The organism is Flavobacterium sp. LC2016-12 (assembly GCF_015351595.1).
Taxonomy (GTDB): Bacteria; Bacteroidota; Bacteroidia; order Flavobacteriales; family Flavobacteriaceae; genus Flavobacterium.
The window spans coordinates 524,803-538,852 of the sequence record NZ_JADKPT010000001.1 but is presented as its reverse complement, the minus strand read 5'-3'; the positions used below and the strand labels follow the sequence as shown (position 1 = coordinate 538,852).

The window sequence follows — 14,050 nt, the reverse complement described above, 5'->3', positions numbered from 1 at the left end:
GGCTAATACTTTCGTATTTAGCAAGTTTGAGATTTCTTTTTTATTGGTATTCTTATGACAAAAAAATAAAAGACATAATTTTATTTAAGAATAAAGCTTGTTTTATTTTTTTCAACCTGTTCAAAACAGCTTCGTTAAAAGGATGTCTTGGAGGATCTTTTTGTTTTTCTTTTGGGTCATACAACATTCCGGTACAAAGACACATTTTGTTTTCCTTGCTTTTCAGAATTTCGTAGTTGGTACAGGTTTTACAGCCTGACCAAAAACTTGGATCAGTAGTTAATTCAGAAAAAGGTACTGGTTTGTATCCTAAATCAGAGTTGATTTTCATTACCGCTAAACCAGTAGTGATTCCAAATATTTTAGCATCAGGATATCTTTGCAGTGAATAATCAAAAACTTTGGATTTGATCTTTTTAGCCAAACCTAAACTTCTGTAATCCGGATGTACAATTAAACCAGAATGTGCCACGAATTTTCCGTGCTGCCAACTTTCGATATAACAAAAACCTGCAAATTTTCCATCTGCCAGAGCAATCATTGCATCACCGTTCGCCATTTTTTTCTGAATGTACTCAGGAGTTCTTTTAGCAATCCCCGTACCTCTTAATAAGGCAGATGATTCTATCGTATCGCAAATTTCCTGTGCGAATTTGAAGTGTTCTTCTTGAGTTACAACAATAGAGATTTTCATTTCAATAGTTGAAGTTAGAGTTAAAAATTAAAACGTACTGTTTAGTTTGAAATCTAGAAATCAATCCAATAAAATTAGACAAAATAGAAGTAACATTCTCAAAATCAAAAGATTGATTTAGAAAATTCACAAAATAATATATAGTTTTAGGATATGTTTGTCCAATGGACAAATTGTGTGATTTCAAAATGAAAAATGAATATAAATAAATACGCGGCGAAAAACTCTGTGAATACTATAGAGATAGTATCCGTACTTCGGGAGAAGTTACAGGAGAGTTTGTCCGTGACAAAGAAGTTATATGTAAACTTATTTTATTCATCGAGTGCAAAAGTACACTATTTTTTTATTTAGAAAACAAAAAAAATAAATTCTAACATTTTTTTAGCGTAATGTTATTTTTTTTCAAAGGCACTAAGGTGTTTTTTTTAAACCTGCAACTTAAAAATTATAAAATAAAAAAGAAAACCCGATAGTTGTATTTAACTATCGGGTTTTAAATATTTTAAGATTTTATTTTTTAGTTCTTAGTAAACGGAATAACTTTTCCATTCCCTAAAACAACCATATCAAAACCTGTTTTAGCTTCATTAAATTTAAATTTTAGTCCCGCTCTTTTAGACTCAAAAGTATCTTTTTCACCTGCTACAGGCTCAACAGCAAACTTAGGATAATTTGTAATTTCTGCATTCAGAACACTGTTTTTCTCTGTAAATTCAATTTTTAGAGGACCATTTGCAGCAGAGTAATTCCCTACATATCCATCTAAAATAATGTCTTTCTCCACTTTACCTTTTCCTGCTGTCCAAACATTATTACTTTCATTATAATCTGGGAAAGCGTGATCAGGATCTAGTGTAATGCTTTCAATCTCTTCAGTAGAGTTGTGTTTAAAAGTCCAGTCATTATTACGTTGCCAAATTTCAACAGGCAATTTCACTCTCGTTACTTTTCCACTTTTTGTTTTTACATCCAAAATAATCGGCATTGGCATTTTATCGAAATTCTCTACATTAATTACAACACCCTTAGATGGGTCGTTTTTAACATATTTAATAGAATTAATCCCTTGGTCAAATCTCCAGTTATTTACAAACCAACTTCTCCAGAACCAACTTAAATCTTCTCCGGCAACGTTTTCAATTGTTCTAAAGAAATCATCAGGAGTCGGATGCTTGTAAGCCCAACGTTCAACATAAGTACGTAATGCTTTATCAAAACGCTCTTGTCCTAAAACCTGCTCTCTCAAAATTGTCAATCCTGCACTTGGTTTTGCATAACATAAAACGCCAATATTAGCTTCCTTCATATTGTCAGGAGAACTCATAATCGTTTCTAATTTTGGACTTGTATAATACTCTACATCTTCATGAAGATCTGCAGGTTTTTGTTTGTACTCTCCATTATTGAAATCAAAAGAACTTACAGAATTAATAAAAGTGTTAAAACCTTCATCCATCCATGCAAATAAACGTTCATTAGATCCTACAATCATAGGAAACCAAATATGTCCAAATTCGTGGTCAGTAACTCCCCATAAATCATCTCCTTTAGATTTCCATCCACAAAAAACAATACCTGGATATTCCATTCCGCCTTCATTTCCTGCAACGTTTGTTGCAGCTGGGTAAGGATATTCAAACCACCTTTTTGAATAATTCTCGATAGACGCTTTTGTATATTCTGTAGAACGCCCCCAAGCATCATTTCCAGCACTTTCAACCGGATAAGCTGATAAAGCCAACGATTTTTTACCACTTGGCAAATTAATCTTTGCTCCGTCCAAAATAAAAGCAGGAGAAGATGCCCAAGAGAAATCACGAGCATTTTTTATTTGATAGTGCCATGTTTTCTGTGCCGTTGCATTGGCTGTTGCAGTTGCAGCAACTTCTTCTGCTGTACGAATCATCACAGTTTTATCGCTTTGTGAAGCAGCTTTATAACGTTTAAATTGTTCTGCTGGCAAAACTTCTGCGCCATTCAACAATTCTCCTGAACCTACAACATAATGATTCGCAGGAACTGTAAGTTTCACGTCAAAATTTCCGTATTCCAGATAGAACTCAGAAGCTCCTAAATAAGGTGCAGTATTCCAGCCGCGTACATCATCATACACACACATACGTGGGTACCATTGTGCAATAGTAAAAATTTTTCCATTTTTTGTTTCTAAAACTCCCATTCTGTCTGATCCTTCGAAAGGAGCAATGAATGAAAATTCAATTTTTATTTTTACAGCCCCTCCCTTTGAAGCCAATTCTTCCGGAAGGAAAATTTGCATTCTGGTATCTGTAACAATAAATTTTGCATCAGTTTCAACTTTAGTTTTTCCGTTAGAGATTACTTTTACTGATTTAATTTTATTACCTCCATCAAAAAGCTGCCCCTGAGCTCCGTTGCGGCTTCCTGTTAAAGGCACAACTGCATTTCCTCTTGAATCTTCCTTAAATAAGTTTTGATCTAAGTTTAACCAAACAAATGATAATTTATCCGGACTATTATTGGTATAAGTGATTTCATCAGTACCAGTAATTTCATTTTTTACCGCATCTAATTTTGCTGTTATTTGATAATCAGCTCTGTTTTGCCAATACTCAACACCAGGCTGACCACTTGCAGAACGGGTTGATGTGCCATTTTTTGTGTAAAAATGTGGCGCAAAAGCATCATGATAATTGTAATTGTTTACCGAATTTACTGCTGTTGTAGCTGGGGTTTGTTGCGCCCAAACAGAAGAAATCCCTACAAACAAAGCCATGGTTAATAAGGCTTTAGAGGATTGTTTTTTCATATTTTTTAGCTGTTTATGTAGCAAATTAATGAAAAAAAAAGCTATTTACAGAGAAAACCTTAAGCTTTAATTGAACTTTAGCAAAATTTTATCAAAAAAATAATTTAAGCTATTTCTTTCAAAAACTAAAATTTATAAAATATATTTACAGCTAGATAAAAACTAATTATTTTCCAATCATATCATTTTGAATACAACTATTTCAAATTCAACATTTAAAGCTTCTATTAAAAACGCAGGAGCTGAATTATTCTCGTTAAAGAATCAGGATAAAGAATTTATCTGGGAAGGAAATCCTGATTTTTGGGGAAAGCATTCCCCTATTCTTTTTCCAATTGTTGGTACTTTAAGAAACAATATTTATACTGTGGACGAGAAAGAATATCAATTGCCAAGGCATGGTTTTGCAAGAGATATGGAGTTTCTACTGACTAATAAAACCGAAAACAGCGCTACTTTTTCCTTACAGTCAAATGCTGAAACATTGAAAAAGTATCCGTTTAAATTTGAATTACAACTTATATATACACTTAAGGAAAGCACTTTAGACATTGAATACAAAGTAATAAATCAAAATAAAACTAAAATGCCTTTTTCTATTGGTGCACATCCGGCAATTGCTTTGCCTGGCAATTTTGAAGATTATAGCTTAAAATTTGAAAAACAAGAAGTCTTACAATTTTCACTTTTAGAAAATGATTTGGTTTCTAATAAAACGCAAGTTTTAAAAACTACTGAAAATTTAGTTCCTTTGAATTACAAATTATTCGAAAACGATGCTTTGGTTTTTAAAACATTAGAGTCGAACTCACTTACTATTCTTGAAAATTCAAAACCATATTTAAAAGTTGATTTTGAAGATTTTCCAAGCTTAGGTATTTGGACAAAAGAACAGGCTCCATTTATATGCATCGAACCTTGGTTTGGTTATTCAGACACACCCGAAAATTCTGGCGATTTATTCGAAAAAGAAGGAATTTTAATTTTGGATGCAGATCAGACATTCACTTCAAAATTCAGTATACAAATATTATAAAATTAAAAAAATGTTAGAATTCAATTTTTCTCCATTTCCAACTATAGAAACAGATCGTTTGCTTTTAAGAAGAATTACCAATGACGATGTAAATGAAGTTTTTGAACTGCGTTCTAACCCAGAAACCATGAAATATATTCCAAGACCCTTAGTAAAAAATAACGAGGATGCTCTGGAACATATTGCGATGATTGAAGATAAAATTGTAACAAACATTGGTATCAATTGGGGAATCACCTTAAAAGACAATCCAAAACTACTTGGTATTATTGGGTATTACAGAATGCAGCCTGAAAACTATCGTGCCGAAATTGGTTATATCCTGTTACCGGAATTTCATGGAAAAGGAATTATTCCTGAAGCTGTAAACAGATTAATCAGATATGGTTTTGATGATTTAAAATTACATTCGATTGAAGCAGTAATTGATCCTGAGAATTTCGCCTCAGAAAAGGTACTGCAAAAATGCGGGTTTGTAAAAGAAGCGCATTTAAAAGAATCTGAATTTTACGAAGGACGTTTTCTTGACAAGGTAATTTACTCATTGTTAGGGAAATAAAATCAATATTCATTTCTAAAAAAAATAAATCTCGTTAAATATACTTTTTTCACAATAGTAGGTTTGCTATTACGTTATATTTGCACGCGAAATAAGCAATTAAATCTTATTTTGATTTTCGAAAACTTACTTATGAAAAAAACTGTTATTCTCCTTTTTCTCTTACTTTCAATCCATTCTCAAAGTCAAACTTATTTAAAATTTAACGCTGCGACCGCTCTGTTAGCAATACCAAATGTTGGAATTGAAACTAGTATTGGAGAAAAAACGACATTTAGCATCGATGTTATGGCTTCTTTTTGGGAATCTTTTAATGGACATAACCCAATGAAATTTTACACTTTAACTCCCGAAGTAAGATATCATTTTAAAGAGAAATATAATGGTTTCTATGTCGGTGGTCATATTGGACCTGATATTTATGAAATTCAAAAATGGAATTATTGGAATAGTAACAAATATGAACATGGATTTGGATATCGTATGGGAGTTACAATTGGTTACAATATAAAAATCAATGACAAATTCTTGTTAGATATTTTTGCCGGCGGTGGCTGGCACCAAGGATTTTATCATGGTTATTATAATGATGGTACACCTGGCCGATACGAAAAAGCAGAAAATTGGAATAAAAGTGGCGAATGGCTGCCTTATCGTGGTGGCGTAATGCTTTCTTATAAATTAAATTAGAATTTAGATAGTGATTTAATGTATAAATCTTCTACCTTTTTACGAGCCCAATCCGTTTTTCTTAAAAATGTCAAACTGGATTTAATACTTGGATTTGAAGTAAAGCATTTTATCGGGATTAATTCTGATAAGGTATCAAAACCATAATAAGCTACAAGCTTTTCTAATATGGATTGAAGCGTAATTCCGTGTAAAGGATCTTTTGATTGATTTTGCATTTTATCTTTTTAAAATAATAGTAAAAAGACCGTACTCCAAAAAAGTACGGTCTTTCCTTTTTTACAAAATTAACGAATTGAAATTAAATTTAAATCAAATCGACTACTATTAGAATATAAATTTAAATCCGACTGAAAGTGGCGTTGTTAAACTTGAACTTCCAGCTAAATAAGCTGAATCAACATTTGCCATATGTGCTAATCCAAAATTATTTACTGTAGTTTTAGGACCGTCTTTTGGATCTATAGTGGTAGATGTAAAATTTGCCAGATCATAAGAAAACTCCACTGAGAAACTTTTAGTTACAAAATAATCAAAGCCCCCAGATACAGACAAACCAACCTGATTTATTTTAGTATCTTTTTCTTTTTCCTTACCTGTAATAACCGGCAATGCTGCCTGTCCAAAGAAATAAAGGGAACCAGCTACATTCCAATACTTTCTAGCTAACGGTTCAATTACGATTAAATCTGTCTTTGCTATTGTTTTTGAATTTAAATCCGACTTCATATTAATATAACCAAGTCCTGCTCCAACAGCTACCGATGGGGTCACAAATGTACCAACAATCGGCAATACTGTCAAATTTGTATATTTTTCATTTGAAGCTTTGGTTTGCTGATAACCAAATTGAGAAGTAGCAAACCACGCTCCTTTTAAACCTTGATTTGCCTCCTGTGCTTTTGCAGTTAAACCGATTAGCACAACACCAACTAATGATAAAATTTTTTTCATGTTTGAGTTTGTTTTAAATTATTAAACAAACTTATATGTAAGTTTTTTCTTTAAATATGATCAAAATCATTGATTAAAAAAAATCTTTAATTATCTTAGATTCCATTAAAGTTTTTCAATTTTGTTTTACATTTGCAACTATGTTAAAAACAGTCAATATACTTAATAAGAGAGCTCGTTTCGATTACGAGATAATCGACACCTATACTGCCGGAGTTGTTTTAACCGGAACAGAGATCAAATCTATACGTTTGGGAAAAGCTAATATTACCGAAAGCTTTTGCGAATTTAGCAATCTTGAACTTTTTGCTATCAATACTTATATTGAAGAATATTCTTTTGGAAATCAATTCAATCATAAGTCAAGAAGCGAGCGAAAACTACTTTTGAATAAGAAAGAATTAAAAAGCCTTCATAAAAGTGTACAGGCAAAAGGACTTACTATTGTCCCGTTAAAATTATTCACTAATGAAAAAGGTCTCGCAAAATTGCAAATAGGTCTTTGTAAAGGAAAGAAAAACTACGATAAACGTGAGTCTTTGAAAGAGCAAGACACAAAACGTGACTTAGACCGAATTAAAAAAGCGTACAATTAAAAGTGCTATAATTTTTCACTAAAGAGTTATTTATTAAGATTTTATCGTTATTTTTATAGAAACAATTTAACTGTAAAATATGAAAAAGTACTTAGTTTTGTTAATCGCCGTACTGGCACTTTCAAGTTGTGGCAGTAATACATCAATTGTAAATAGCTGGAGAGATCCTGACGTAACAGTTGCTCAGGAACACTTTAAAAAAGTTTTAGTTGTTGCTTTAGTTAAAGATGAAGCTTCCAGAAGAATTACAGAAAATAGGATTGCAGCCAGTAATCAGATTTTCAAAACTTCTTACCAATTTTTAAATGAAACTACAAAGCAACTAACCCAGGAACAAAAATTAAAAATTCTACAAGACGAAAATTTTGACGGCGTTGTTACAATGCGTTTAGTAAGTACTGAAAAAGAAACAAACTACGTTCCAGGAACTTATACAGGAATGTACTACGGAGGTTTTGACGGAATGTACACCGGAATGTATGGTTATGGATTTGGAAACTGGTACGGAATGTATTCTCCAAATTTCTACGATCCGGGTTATTATCAGGAAACTACATCTTATATGGTAGAAACCAATATTTTTTCATTAAAACAAAACAAATTAATCTGGACAGGAACTACGAAGTCTGATTATGTGACTGATTTAGGACAAACTGTTGACGCCATTATGCAAGCAGTTGTTGGCGAAATGAAAAAAGACGGATCTTTACCAAAATAAAAAATCATCAAAAAGCAATAATCAAAATATTGCTTTTTTTTTATAATTTTAAAAATGACTAATTTTGTCAAGACAATTTAAATCATTAATCTAAAAATGAAAACATTACTTAAAAATGCACGTGAACACAAAGGATTAAAAACCCGTGAAGTAGCACAACTTCTCGGAATTGATCAGGCATTGATAAGTAAATTTGAGTCAGGTTCAAGAAAGCCCACTAGAGAGCAAATTTCTAAACTTTCGCAACTTTTAGAAATTGACTTCGAAACTTTAATGATTGCATGGTTAAAGGAAAAAATCCTATATGAAATTGGTGATGATGAATTTGCTTTGAAAGCTTTAAAAGTTGCCGAAGACGAGATAAAGTATAATAAAGCAATATCAAATTTAAAAATATCAACTTCTTTAGAAAAAATTTTAAAAGAGATTGATATTCTGAAAGATAAACTAGATACTTACAGAAAATTCGATAGTTATAAAATTAAGCAGGCTCTTGAATTAGAATATACTTTTGAAAGCAATCGAATTGAAGGAAATACGATGACACTTCGTGAAACCGATATGGTTATTAATGAAGGCTTAACTATTTCCGGAAAAAGTATGCGCGAACATCTGGAAGCTATAAATCATCAGGAAGCAATTGGTTTTATCAAAGATTTAATGCAGAAAAACAATGCTTTGAATGAACGTGATCTTTTATCAATTCATAATTTAATTCTCCGCGGCATTATTCCAGAAGATGCCGGACGTTATCGAAAAGTTCAGGTTATGACTCAGGGAAGCAGCCATATGCCTCCTCAACCTTCAATGGTAGCTCAGGAGATGGAAGAATATTTCATTTGGTACGAAATAAACAAAAACAAATTACATCCTATCATTCTTGCTGCAGAAATGCATGAAAGACTAACAACAATTCATCCATTTATTGATGGAAATGGAAGAACGTCACGTTTAGTCATGAATTTAATATTAATGCAAAAAGGTTATTTAATTGCTAATATAAAAGGAGATCACGAAAACCGAATGCAATATTATCAATCCTTAGAAAAAGCGCAAACAAAAAAAGACAAAGAAGAATTTTTACTATTTATTGCTCAGATAGAAAAAGAAAGTCTAGAAAGATATATTAATATTCTTACCCAATAAAAAAGCCCAATTAATTGGGCTTTTACTCTAATTTTTATCTTCTAATAAAGGAACAAATCGAAATTCTCCAAATTCATGTTTTTCAAATTGCGTTTCATTTTTACGAATTAACAAAGTCATAATCTGAACATCTTCACCTAACGGAATAACCAGTCTTCCTCCTATTTTTAACTGAGCCATTAAGGGTTGAGGAATAAAAGGGGCTCCCGCCGTTACAATTATACTATCAAACGGAGCATGATTTGGCAATCCTTTATAACCATCTCCAAAAGAAAGATGTTTTGGACGAATGTTTAATTTCGGAAATAAATTAGAAGTTGCTTTAAACAACTCGTTCTGTCTTTCAATACTATAGACTTTAGCACCAAGCATAAACAAAACAGCGGTTTGATAACCCGAACCTGTTCCAATTTCTAAAATTTTGTGATCTTTTTTAACCTCTAACAACTGTGATTGAAAAGCAACAGTGTAAGGCTGAGAAATAGTTTGTCCCGCTCCTATAGGAAATGCCTTATCCTGATATGCATAATCTTCAAAACTTGAATTCAGAAAAAGATGTCTTGGGATTTTTTTTATCGCATCCAAAACCGCTTTATCAGTAATTCCCTTTTGTTCTAAAGTGCTTACTAATTGATTACGAAGTCCTTGATGTTTGGCAGTGTCTTTCAAAATGGGTAGGTTTTATTTTGGCAAAAATAAGAAAGTAAAAAAGAAATCAAATATTGATTTTTAATTATTAAATCGCTAAATCTTTATTGCATTAACTTTTACTTTCAACAAATAAATTATATTTTTGTTTAAAATACATTCTCATGTTAAAAGTAGGAGTTTTAGGTGCTGGTCACTTAGGTAAGATACATTTACGCTTATTACAACAATCTGACAAATACGAATTAGTTGGATTTTACGACGAAAATCAGGAAAATGCCGAAAGAATTTCAAAAGAATTTGGCTACAAAAACTTCAACACTATTGCAAAATTAATCCACGCTGTGGATGTAATCGATATTGTAACCCCAACACTTTCACATTATAAATGTGCCAAGGTAGCCATAAAATCAGGAAAACACATCTTTATTGAAAAGCCTATTGCAAACACTGTAGAAGAAGCTGAAGAAATAATTGCTTTAGCCAAAGAATACAATGTTAAAGGACAAGTTGGTCATGTAGAGCGTTTTAATCCTGCTTTCATTGCAACAAAAAACATGATCGAAAATCCGATGTTTATTGAAACACATCGTTTAGCCGAATTCAATCCACGTGGTACCGATGTTCCTGTGGTTTTGGATTTAATGATTCATGATATTGATGCCATTTTGAGCGTTGTAAATTCAAAAGTAAAAAACATCAATGCTAGTGGTGTTTCTGTTATTAGTGAAACTCCTGATATTGCCAATGCCAGAATTGAATTCGAAAATGGTTGTGTAGCGAATTTAACAGCCAGCAGAATTTCTATGAAAAACATGCGTAAAACACGTTTTTTTCAAAGAGATGCTTACATTTCAGTGGATTTTCTGGAGAAAAAATGTGAAGTAGTGCGTATGAAAGATGCTCCGGAAGTTCCTGGAGATTTTGATATGATCCTTCAAAATGCGGAAGGCGTAAAAAAACAAATTTATTTTACAAATCCTGATGTGGAGCAAAACAATGCCATTTTAGATGAATTAGAATCTTTTGCAAATGCAATTAACACTGATACTACGCCAGTTGTAACCTTAGAACAAGCTACAGATGCTTTGCGTGTGGCATATCAGATTATTGATTGTTTCGATAAATAAAATATAATTTCAAAAATAAATTAGCCACGAATTCCCGAATTTAATTGGTGAATTCGTGGCTAAAATCATAAATATAATACCTAAATTTAAATGAAAACTATAGCTGTAATTGGTGCTGGAACAATGGGTAACGGAATTGCTCATACTTTTGCGCAAAGTGGTTTTACCGTAAAACTTATTGATGTTTCTGAAAAATCTTTAGACAAGGGAATGGCAACGATCGCTGCCAACTTAGACAGAATGCTTTCTAAAGGAACTATCACTCAGGAAGATGTTGCTAAAACGATTACCAATATTATTACCTATACAGATATTAAAGATGGTGTTGTTGGCGTTGATTTAGTGGTTGAAGCTGCAACAGAAAATGTTGAATTAAAATTGAATATCTTCAAACAATTAAACGAAGCTTGTTCGCATAATACCATTTTAGCAACGAATACCTCTTCTATTTCAATTACACAAATTGGAGCAGTTGTAGCACATCCTGAGCGTGTTATCGGAATGCATTTTATGAATCCGGTGCCAATTATGAAATTGGTAGAAATCATTCGCGGATACAATACAAGCGATGAAGTTACTAAAATCATTATGGACTTATCTGTAAAACTTGGTAAAACGCCAGTTGAAGTAAATGATTATCCAGGTTTCGTAGCAAATAGAATTTTAATGCCAATGCTAAATGAAGCAATCGAAACGTTATACAATAAAGTAGCCGGTGTTTACGAAATTGATACCGTAATGAAACTAGGAATGGGGCACCCAATGGGACCACTTCAATTAGCTGATTTTATTGGTCTTGATGTTTGTTTAGCTATTTTAAACGTAATGTACGAAGGTTTTAAAAATCCAAAATACGCTCCTTGCCCACTTTTAGTTAATATGGTGAGAGCCGGAAAATTAGGAGTAAAATCCGGAGAAGGTTTTTATGATTATAGTGAAAGTAAAAAAGCAGAGAAAATTTCTAAGCAGTTTATCCTTTCATAAAAAAGAAATACCATGTCAATTCAATCGAATTTAAATAGTATTAAAGCAAGTTTACCAGAACATGTAACCTTAGTTGCAGTTTCTAAAACCAAACCTGTTTCTGACTTAATGCAAGCCTACGAAGCAGGCCAACGTATTTTTGGAGAAAACAAAATCCAGGAAATGACGGATAAATGGGAAGAAATGCCAAAAGACATTCAATGGCATATGATTGGTCACGTTCAGTCGAATAAAGTCAAATTTATGGCCCCATTTGTGAGTTTGATTCATGGAGTTGATAGTTTGAAACTATTGCAGGAAATAAACAAACAAGCTTTAAAAAACAATCGCATAATCGATTGTCTGCTTCAAATATATATTGCCGAAGAAGAATCTAAATTTGGTTTGGACGAAAACGAACTAAATGAACTATTATCATCTTCAGAATTCAAAGAGATGAAAAACATTCGTATCTTAGGGTTAATGGGAATGGCAACTTTTACAGATGACCAAAACCAAATTAAAAAAGAATTTACACATTTGAAATCAATTTTTGATTCCATTCAAACCATCGAAAATGAAAATTTACAATTAAATACAATTTCAATGGGAATGTCAGGAGACTTTCAGCTTGCCATTGATTGCGGAAGCACAATGGTTAGAATTGGAAGTAGTATCTTTGGAGGAAGATAATCTGATTTTAGATTGTAAATTTTAAACTGATTACTAAAAACTGAACACTGAATACTTGATTTGTACGCAATACTAGACATAGAAACCACTGGAGGCCAGTTTAATGAAGAAGGAATTACCGAAATCGCCATTTATAAATTTGACGGCCATGAGGTAGTTGACCAATTCATTAGTCTTGTTAATCCTGAAATTCCGATTCAGCCTTTTGTGGTGAAATTAACCGGAATAAATAATGCTATGTTGCGTTCTGCTCCTAAATTCTTTGAAGTTGCAAAACGAATCATCGAAATCACATCAGATTGCATTATAGTAGCACACAACGCTTCTTTTGATTACCGAATTTTACGTACTGAATTCAGACGTTTAGGATATGATTTCGAAGCCAGGACACTTTGTACAGTAGAATTGGCTAAAAAATTAATTCCGGAACAGCCTTCTTACAGTTTAGGAAAATTGGTTCGCGCACTTGGAATTCCAATGGCAGATCGTCATCGTGCCAGTGGCGACGCCATGGCAACGACAAAATTGTTTAAGATGCTTTTAGAAAAAGACCTTGAAAAAACAATTGTAAAAGACTTCATAAAACTGGAAGTTGAAAAAGGTATTGCACCAAAATTATTAGATCTGGTCGGGCAAATGCCAACTAAAACTGGTGTTTATTACATTCATAACGAAGGCGGAAACTTAATTTATATAGGAAAAAGTCAAAATATCAGAAAAAGGGTAAACCAACATTTCACCGGAATCACTACAAAAAGTAAAAAAATACAAGCGGAAGTTTTCACCATAACTTATGACGAAACCGGAAGCGAATTAATTGCACTTTTAAAAGAAAGCGAAGAAGTAAAAATTAATCGACCAAGACACAATCGCTCACAGAAAAAAACCGTTTTTCCATTTGCTTTATATGCAGAAAAAGATTCAAATGGTTATTTGAATTTAAAACTTCAAAAAGCTGATGGTCGCAAAAAAGAAATCACCTCATTTGCTTCTTTACAGGAAGGTAAAAACATGCTTTTTAAATTCACCACTAACTATCATTTGTGCCAGAAATTAACGGGTTTATATCAAACTAAGAAAGAGTGTTTTCAATATAAAATAAAAGAATGTGACGGTGCCTGTATTGGCGAAGTATCACCTGAAACGTATAACCTAAGAGTTCAACAATTCATCACCGAGCACAGTTTTGAAAACAAAAGCATGATTCTTATAGACAGAGGCCGAAATGTAAACGAACGAAGCGCTGTGTTAATTGAAAATGGGGTTTATAAAGGTTACGCCTTTTACGATTTGAATTATCAAATTACCAACATCGAAATCCTAAAAAACATTCTAATTCCGATGCAAAACAATCGCGATGTAAAAAATATAATTCAGAATTACATGCGCAAAAGCAAGTCACTCAAAATTCTTCATTTTTAAAATACCCTAA

Annotated in this window: 15 protein-coding genes; 10 read left to right on the top strand and 5 right to left on the bottom strand. The window is 32.4% G+C overall.

The window, feature by feature from the left end; genetic code table 11:
* Positions 1-52: 52 nt before the first annotated feature.
* Positions 53-694: a GNAT family N-acetyltransferase gene (locus IRZ99_RS02295; protein ID WP_194655720.1), complete on the bottom strand. Its 642-nt coding sequence runs from the start codon at positions 692-694 to the stop codon at positions 53-55.
* A gap of 520 nt (positions 695-1,214) precedes the next feature.
* Positions 1,215-3,485 carry a M1 family metallopeptidase gene (locus tag IRZ99_RS02290; RefSeq protein ID WP_194655719.1) on the bottom strand — a complete coding sequence of 757 codons (2,271 nt, stop codon included), beginning with the start codon at positions 3,483-3,485 and terminating at the stop codon, positions 1,215-1,217.
* Positions 3,486-3,672: 187 nt separating this feature from the next.
* On the opposite strand from IRZ99_RS02290, the gene IRZ99_RS02285 reads away from it, so the two are divergent.
* The 3 genes from IRZ99_RS02285 (at position 3,673) to IRZ99_RS02275 (ending at position 5,770) form a co-directional block, all read left to right on the top strand.
* Positions 3,673-4,521 carry an aldose 1-epimerase family protein gene (locus IRZ99_RS02285; RefSeq protein ID WP_194655718.1) on the top strand — a complete coding sequence of 283 codons (849 nt, stop codon included), beginning with the start codon at positions 3,673-3,675 and terminating at the stop codon, positions 4,519-4,521.
* Between the two features lie 10 nt (positions 4,522-4,531).
* Positions 4,532-5,080 carry a GNAT family N-acetyltransferase gene (locus tag IRZ99_RS02280; protein ID WP_194655717.1) on the top strand — a complete coding sequence of 183 codons (549 nt, stop codon included), beginning with the start codon at positions 4,532-4,534 and terminating at the stop codon, positions 5,078-5,080.
* A 132-nt stretch (positions 5,081-5,212) separates the two neighbouring features.
* Positions 5,213-5,770 carry a DUF3575 domain-containing protein gene (locus tag IRZ99_RS02275; RefSeq protein WP_194655716.1) on the top strand — a complete coding sequence of 186 codons (558 nt, stop codon included), beginning with the start codon at positions 5,213-5,215 and terminating at the stop codon, positions 5,768-5,770.
* Here the strand turns inward: IRZ99_RS02275 and IRZ99_RS02270 are convergent.
* Both IRZ99_RS02270 and IRZ99_RS02265 read right to left on the bottom strand, forming a co-directional pair.
* Positions 5,767-5,988 (bottom strand): VF530 family DNA-binding protein, encoded by a 222-nt coding sequence (locus IRZ99_RS02270; protein ID WP_072971103.1) that lies wholly within the window; start codon positions 5,986-5,988, stop codon positions 5,767-5,769. The genes IRZ99_RS02275 and IRZ99_RS02270 overlap by 4 nt on opposite strands.
* A 109-nt stretch (positions 5,989-6,097) precedes the next feature.
* Positions 6,098-6,724, bottom strand: coding sequence for an outer membrane beta-barrel protein (locus IRZ99_RS02265; protein WP_194655715.1), 627 nt, complete (start codon positions 6,722-6,724; stop codon positions 6,098-6,100).
* Positions 6,725-6,864: 140 nt separating this feature from the next.
* Between IRZ99_RS02265 and smpB the strand changes: the two genes are divergently transcribed.
* The 3 genes from smpB to IRZ99_RS02250 all read left to right on the top strand — a co-directional run bounded on the left by smpB (position 6,865) and on the right by IRZ99_RS02250 (position 9,184).
* Positions 6,865-7,320, top strand: a complete 456-nt coding sequence (smpB, locus tag IRZ99_RS02260) for an SsrA-binding protein SmpB (protein WP_026985485.1) — start codon at positions 6,865-6,867, stop codon at positions 7,318-7,320.
* Between the two features lie 79 nt (positions 7,321-7,399).
* Entirely contained in the window at positions 7,400-8,038 is a 639-nt protein-coding gene (locus IRZ99_RS02255; RefSeq protein WP_194655714.1) for a hypothetical protein, read from the top strand.
* 96 nt (positions 8,039-8,134) lie between these two features.
* On the top strand, positions 8,135-9,184 hold the full coding sequence (locus tag IRZ99_RS02250) for a Fic family protein (RefSeq protein WP_194655713.1): 1,050 nt from the start codon (positions 8,135-8,137) through the stop codon (positions 9,182-9,184).
* A 27-nt stretch (positions 9,185-9,211) separates the two neighbouring features.
* Here the strand turns inward: IRZ99_RS02250 and IRZ99_RS02245 are convergent, their stop codons facing one another.
* A complete protein-coding gene (locus IRZ99_RS02245; protein ID WP_026985488.1) occupies positions 9,212-9,853 on the bottom strand; it encodes a protein-L-isoaspartate(D-aspartate) O-methyltransferase in 642 nt (213 codons plus the stop codon).
* A 143-nt stretch (positions 9,854-9,996) separates the two neighbouring features.
* Here IRZ99_RS02245 and IRZ99_RS02240 point away from each other — a divergent pair, with 143 nt between their 5' ends.
* The 4 genes from IRZ99_RS02240 (at position 9,997) to IRZ99_RS02225 (ending at position 14,040) form a co-directional block, all read left to right on the top strand.
* A complete protein-coding gene (locus IRZ99_RS02240) occupies positions 9,997-10,962 on the top strand; it encodes a Gfo/Idh/MocA family protein (protein ID WP_194655712.1) in 966 nt (321 codons plus the stop codon).
* A gap of 90 nt (positions 10,963-11,052) precedes the next feature.
* Entirely contained in the window at positions 11,053-11,946 is an 894-nt protein-coding gene (locus IRZ99_RS02235) for a 3-hydroxyacyl-CoA dehydrogenase family protein (protein ID WP_115845245.1), read from the top strand.
* Positions 11,947-11,958: 12 nt separating this feature from the next.
* Positions 11,959-12,618 (top strand): YggS family pyridoxal phosphate-dependent enzyme, encoded by a 660-nt coding sequence (locus tag IRZ99_RS02230; protein WP_194655711.1) that lies wholly within the window; start codon positions 11,959-11,961, stop codon positions 12,616-12,618.
* Between the two features lie 60 nt (positions 12,619-12,678).
* The gene (locus tag IRZ99_RS02225; RefSeq protein WP_194655710.1) at positions 12,679-14,040 is read left to right on the top strand and encodes an exonuclease domain-containing protein; all 1,362 of its coding nucleotides are present in this window, start codon (positions 12,679-12,681) and stop codon (positions 14,038-14,040) included.
* The last annotated feature ends 10 nt before the right edge of the window (positions 14,041-14,050 follow it).